This is a genomic window from Actinomadura keratinilytica (assembly GCF_039539665.1).
Taxonomy (GTDB): Bacteria; Actinomycetota; Actinomycetes; order Streptosporangiales; family Streptosporangiaceae; genus Spirillospora; species Spirillospora keratinilytica.
Map to the genome: position 1 here is coordinate 1 of NZ_BAABDO010000227.1, position 4139 is coordinate 4139.

The window sequence follows — 4139 nt, forward strand, 5'->3', positions numbered from 1 at the left end:
GCCCGTCGTCGCCGAGACCACCGCGCTCGGCGCCGCCTACGCCGCCGGCCTGGCCGTCGGGTTCTGGCGCAGCACCGGCGAGCTGCGCCGGAACTGGAACGAGGACCGGCGCTGGCTGCCGCAGTGGGACGACGAGCGCCGCGAGAGGTCCTACGCGGCCTGGAAGAAGGCCGTCGAGCGCACCTTCGGCTGGGTCGACGTGCGGTAACGGCCGGCCGGTGGCCGCCGCGGGGGCAAAGTGCTTGCCCCCGCGCCACACCGGTCACGTCAGTCCTTGGCTTTCCCATCCGGCACAGTGATGATCTTGTCGGTGCCGTTCCGTCTGAGAGGAGCCCGCATGACCAGCAGATTCGCCGGGGCCGTCCGCGCCGTCGGCGCCTGCGACGCCGCCCTCGCGGCCGTGGGCGGCGCCGCGTCCGCACCCGCCCACGCGCAGACCCCGCGGCCCCAGGCCCTCGCCACCGGCGGGCCGGTGCCCGACGGCGCGCGGACGGCCGCCGCCGCGGCCGTCGAGCCGGTGACGGCCCGGCAGTACAAACGGGTCGATTTCGCCGGTGCCGTCGCGCTCGACAACTGCTCCGGCGCCCTGGTGCGCGGGCCGCGCACGCGTGACAACGACGCCGCCCTGGTGCTCACCAACGGGCACTGCCTGGAGACCGGCATGCCCAAGGCCGGGCAGGTGTTCGTCGACCGGCCGTCCACGCGCACGTTCACCCTGCTCGACCGGACCGGCAAGCGCACGCTGGGCACCGTGCGCGCCAACCGGATCGAGTACGCCACCATGACCGACACCGACGTCGCGGTGTACCGGCTCGGCACCAGCTACCGCCGCCTCGCCCGGCGGTACGGGGTGCACGCGCTGCGGCTGGCGCCGTCGCGGCCGCGGCCGGGCACGCAGATCCGCGTGGTCTCCGGCTACTGGCGCAAGATCTACTCCTGCAAGATCGACGGTTTCGTGCACCGGCTCCGCGAGGCCGAGTGGACCTGGCGCGACTCCATCCGCTACAGCCCCGCCTGCGACACCGTCGGCGGCACCTCCGGCTCGCCCCTGGTGGACGCCGCCACCGGCCTGGTCGTCGGGATCAACAACACCGGCAACGAGAACGGCGAGCGCTGCACCCTCAACAACCCCTGCGAGGTCGACGGCGCGGGGAGGGTGCGGGTCCGCCGCGGCGCCGACTACGGGCAGCAGACCTACCTGCTCGCCCGCTGCCTGGGCCGCGGCGGCGTCGAACTGACCGCCCGCTGCGCCCTGCCCAAGCCCGCCGCCCGCTGAGCCATCGCCCCCGGCCCCCGCCGGGGCCGCGCGTTCGGGCCCCCCGCCCGCGGGAAGGATCGGCCGCATGCGCGTACTGGTGGTGGGGTGGCCCAGCTTCGTCCGCGGCGAGGCGACCGCCGGGGACGTGCTGGCGCTGGAGGCGGTGCGGCGGCGGCTGGCCGAGGCCGGGCTGCCCTGCGACATCGCCTGGAGCCCGGTGTTCCGGCCCGGCGCGCTCACCCTGGAGCAGGCCCGGCCCGAGGACTACACGCACCTGGTGTTCGCGTGCGGCCCGCTGCGCGGCGAGCAGGTCGAACGGCTGCACCGCCGGTACGCCCGGTGCCGCCGGGTGGCCGTCGGCGTGTCGGTCATCGACCCCGGGGACCCGGCCGCCGCCGGGTTCCACGCCGTGCTGCCGCGGGACGCCCCCGGCGTGCCCGCCCGCTGCGACCTGGCCGCGTCCGTCGCCACGCCCGAGGTCCCCGTGGTCGGGGTGGTGCTCGTCCGGCGGCAGCGCGAGTACGGCGCGCGCGGCCGGCACGAACGCGTGGAGCGGGAGCTGACCGGCTGGCTGGGGCGGCGCGAGTGCGCCCGCCTGCCCCTGGAGACCCGCCTCGACCCGGGGGACTGGCGGCTCGCCGCCACCGCCGCCGAGCTGGAGAGCGCGGTCCGCCGCCTCGACCTGGTGGTCACCACCCGGATGCACGGGCTGGTGCTCGCGCTGAAGAACCGGGTGCCCGCGCTGGCTGTGGACCCCGTCGCGGGCGGCGCCAAGGTGACGGCGCAGGCCCGCGCGTGGTCGTGGCCCGCCGTGCTCACGCCCCCCGAGCACGCGGCGGGCCCGCGCCTGCTCGACCCCGCCGAACTGGAGCGGTGGTGGCGGTGGTGCCTGTCGCAGGAGGGGGCCGCACGGGCCCGGGCGCAGCCGGAGACCGCGCCGCTCGCCGACGGCCTGCTGGACGCGCTGGACTTCGCGCGGACACGTTACGACCGCCTCAAGCCGGGCACGCGCCACGAAAAGCGACATGCGGAATAGAGGGGTCGAAATGCAGCACAGCCAATTTCTCGGACGCGTCCAGAACCGGGGGCGGCTGCCGGACCTCGGGCACGCCGCACGGGCCTGCCGCGCCACCCTGGAGACGCTGGGCGAGCGGGTACCCGAGGGGCTGGCCGACAACCTGGCCGCCCAGCTCCCCCACGAGATCGGCGAGCACCTGCGGCGCACCGAGGTCCACGGCGGCGCGGGCACCGGCGAGCGCTTCGACCGGCACGCCTTCGTCCGGCGCGTCGCCGAGCGCGGCGGCGTGGACGAGCAGAAGGCCGCCTTCCTGGCCCGCGTGGTCCTGGAGGTGGTCGACGAGGCCACCGAGGGCCGGATCATGGACCGGGTGTACGAGAGCCTCTCGCCCGACATCCGGCGCCTCGTCACCGCGGGCAGCAGGGGCTGACCCCGCCGCCCGGGCCGCCTCCGCCGGCGGACCGCGCGGCGGTGCCTGGCCCGGTGCCGGGCGTCAGGCGCTGCGGGGGACCGGCAGCTCGCGCGCGAACCACTCGATCGTCCGGAGCAGGCCCTCGCGCACCGGCACCCGGGGCGCCCAGCCGAGCGTCCGGTACGCCAGCGCGGTGTCCGGGCGCCGCACCGCCGGGTCGTCGGCGGGCCGGTCGATGAACCGGATCGGCGACCGCGCGCCGGTCAGCTCGATGACCAGCCGGGCCAGGTCGAGCATGGAGGTCTCGAACGGGCTGCCGATGTTCATCGGCCCCGGATGGCCCGACAGCGCGAGCGCCACGATGCCGCGCACGGTGTCGTCCACGTAGCAGACGGACCGGGTCTGCGACCCGTCCCCGGTCACCGTCAGCGGCTCGCCGGTCAGCGCCTGCCGCAGGAAGGTGGGGACGGCCCGGCCGTCGTCGGGCCGCATCCGCGGGCCGTAGGTGTTGAAGATCCGCACGATCGCGGTGTCCAGCCCGCGCGAGTGCCGGTACGCCGAGGTCAGCGCCTCGCCGAACCGCTTGGCCTCGTCGTAGACGCTGCGCGGCCCGACCGGGTTGACGTTGCCCCAGTACGACTCGGGCTGCGGGTGCTCCAGCGGGTCCCCGTAGACCTCCGAGGTGGAGGCCAGCACGAACCGGGCGCGCTTGCGCTCGGCCAGCTCCAGCGCGTGCCGGGTGCCCAGGCTGCCGACCTCCAGCGTCTGGATGGGCAGCCGCAGGTAGTCGGCGGGCGACGCCGCCGACGCCAGGTGGAACACGTAGCCGACCGGGCCGAGCACGTCCACCGGCTCGGTCAGGTCGCGCCGGCGGAACTGGAAGTCCGGCCGCGCGGCCAGGTGGGCGACGTTGCGGGCGGTGCCGGTCAGCAGGTTGTCGACGCAGACCACCGAGATGCCCCGGGCCAGCAGCGCCTCGCACAGGTGCGAGCCGAGGAAGCCCGCGCCCCCGGTCACGACCGCGCGCGGATGTCTGCGCGGATGCCCCATGGTGTCCCCCTCTCGCGTTCCAGCAGCCCGCGCGCCGCGTCCAGGACGTCGGGCACGCCGATCGCCAGCAGCCCCGGGTCGGGTTCGGGCCCGTGCGGGTCGCCGCGCCGCCCCGCCCACAGCGCGCGGTGCTCGGCGCGGCCGGGCGGCGGCCCCCAGGCGGCGGGCGGCGTCGGGCCGAACAGCAGCACCGACGGCGTGCGGTACGCGGTGGCCAGGTGCCCGGTGCCGGTGTCGCCGCAGACGACGAGCCGGGCGTGCGCGACGAGCGCGGCCAGGTCGAGCGGCCCGGTGCGGCCCGACAGGTCGTCGCACGGGGCCAGCCCGGCCGCCCCGGCGACGTGCGCGGCGAGGCCGGTCTCGCCGGGGCCGCCGGTCACCACGACGCGGTGGCCGTCGGC

General features: G+C 76.7%; 5 protein-coding genes and 1 pseudogene. 4 read left to right on the forward strand and 2 right to left on the reverse strand.

The window, feature by feature from the left end:
• The 4 genes and pseudogenes from ABD879_RS32220 to ABD879_RS32235 all read left to right on the forward strand — a co-directional run.
• Positions 1-208, forward strand: a pseudogene (locus tag ABD879_RS32220) (glycerol kinase); the annotation flags it as partial.
• A gap of 129 nt (positions 209-337) precedes the next feature.
• On the forward strand, positions 338-1276 hold the full coding sequence (locus ABD879_RS32225) for a S1 family peptidase (RefSeq protein ID WP_345025567.1): 939 nt from the start codon (positions 338-340) through the stop codon (positions 1274-1276).
• 67 nt (positions 1277-1343) lie between these two features.
• Positions 1344-2294: a polysaccharide pyruvyl transferase family protein gene (locus ABD879_RS32230; protein ID WP_345025569.1), complete on the forward strand. Its 951-nt coding sequence runs from the start codon at positions 1344-1346 to the stop codon at positions 2292-2294.
• A 10-nt stretch (positions 2295-2304) separates the two neighbouring features.
• Positions 2305-2706, forward strand: coding sequence for a DUF2267 domain-containing protein (locus ABD879_RS32235; RefSeq protein ID WP_345025570.1), 402 nt, complete (start codon positions 2305-2307; stop codon positions 2704-2706).
• Between the two features lie 63 nt (positions 2707-2769).
• On the opposite strand, the gene ABD879_RS32240 is transcribed toward ABD879_RS32235, so the two are convergent.
• Positions 2770-3738, reverse strand: coding sequence for an NAD-dependent epimerase/dehydratase family protein (locus ABD879_RS32240; protein WP_345025571.1), 969 nt, complete (start codon positions 3736-3738; stop codon positions 2770-2772).
• The coding region (locus ABD879_RS32245) for a glycosyltransferase family 9 protein (RefSeq protein WP_345025572.1) at positions 3702-4139 on the reverse strand (438 nt) is incomplete at its 5' end. The genes ABD879_RS32245 and ABD879_RS32240, both read right to left, overlap by 37 nt.